This window comes from Alkalibacterium olivapovliticus, assembly GCF_003003275.1.
GTDB classification, from domain to species: domain Bacteria; phylum Bacillota; class Bacilli; order Lactobacillales; family Carnobacteriaceae_A; genus Alkalibacterium; species Alkalibacterium olivapovliticum.
Genome location: NZ_PVTO01000071.1, coordinates 1 through 1,523, shown reverse-complemented (window position 1 = coordinate 1,523; position 1,523 = coordinate 1). Strand labels below are relative to the sequence as shown.

Sequence of the window (1,523 nt, the reverse complement as noted above, 5' to 3'; positions counted from 1 at the left end):
GGTTGTACAATAAAGGACGTTGGTGAGAAATTCTCACTAACGTCCTTTATTTGATTATATTAGAAAACAAGTGAGTTCTCCTGTAGAATAATAGTCGACGAAAACATCACCTAAGGAGGAACTCACTTGCCTACTTCAAATGATATGCAAAAAGTACTCGATATTCAAGATAAAAATATAATCTTCAAAGATAATTGTGTCACCTACGGTGTTTTTAAAGGCAGAAGATGTAAATTTATCGAGTGTACTTTAAGTTACACACCTAAGGAATGCCAGAACTGTCAGATACCGAATCAGGATTATACTATCTATAAAAACGGAACCCAAACATCTCGTATAACGTTCCCCATGAGTGGAATTGTCCCAACCTTTCTAAGAATGAAAAAACAGCGATTCATGTGTAAGGCCTGTAAAGAAACGTTCACTGCACAAACTCCATTAGTTGAGAACAACTGCTTTATCTCGACTTACATAAAAGCCCACATTTTAACTAAATCAGCTGATGCCTGTTCGATTAAAGACATTTCTAAGGAGACTAACGTCTCCGAAGCAACTGTCCAGCGGGTCATTACTAAAGAAGCGAAGCATTACCGTCCGCACAATCAAAGTTTACCCAAGCATATGTCTTTCGACGAGTTCAAATACGCCAGTGGGCGGATGGCTTTTGAGTATATTAATGCCCAGACGGGAGATATTCTTGATATCCTTCCAGCTAAAGATAGTCGGTTTGTTAAAAAACACTTCACTTCCAATTACAGCTTAAGGCAGAGAGAACGGGTGGAAACCGTCACGGTTGACATGAATGCTAGTTATGTCAGCTTTATTCCAGTCTTGTTTCCAAAAGCCCACATCATTATTGATCGATTTCATATTGTGCAGTTAGTCAATCGGTCGATGAATAGAACGAGAGTAAAAGTAATGAATCAGTTCAACACCTCCAATGGTGAAGATCTGAAAAAATACCGTCGCTTGAAACATTATTGGAAAAAAATGCTCAAGAAAGAAAGCGAGTTATCTTATACTACATATAAATCCTACAAACTGTTTGGCCAACGACTAGAATCAGCCATCGTCTCTGACATGTTGGCTTACGACAAAGAGTTAGAGACAACTTATAGGGTCTATCAATCGATTATAAAGGCAGTGGAGGAAAATGATCACAAACGTTTGGAATCCATTGTGACTCAGTCCTATTCATCGGATCTTTCCTCTTACATGAAAACTAGTTTAAAGACATTAAGAAAGCATCTTAAAATGATTAAAAACACCTTCGAGTATCCTTACAACAATGGCAGAATCGAAGGGATTAACAATAAGATAAAGGTTCTCAATCGGGTAGCCTACGGCTATCGCAATTTCCTTAACTACAAAAACCGAATTATTCTTCACTTTAACCTAAATCCGACTAAGACTAAGGTAAACCAAAAGAAAAAAGTAAATACCAAGACAGCCTAGGCACCCTTGGTATTTACTCTCATATTTATTGATTATTATTCTTCACCAACGTCAGTTGACGTAGAACC

Annotated in this window: 1 protein-coding gene; it reads left to right on the top strand. The window is 37.6% G+C overall.

Translation table 11 applies throughout. The annotated features are described in order from the left end of the window. The first annotated feature begins 126 nt into the window (after positions 1-126). On the top strand, positions 127-1,455 hold the full coding sequence (locus tag CLV38_RS13545) for an ISL3 family transposase (protein ID WP_106196517.1): 1,329 nt from the start codon (positions 127-129) through the stop codon (positions 1,453-1,455). Positions 1,456-1,523 lie beyond the last annotated feature (68 nt).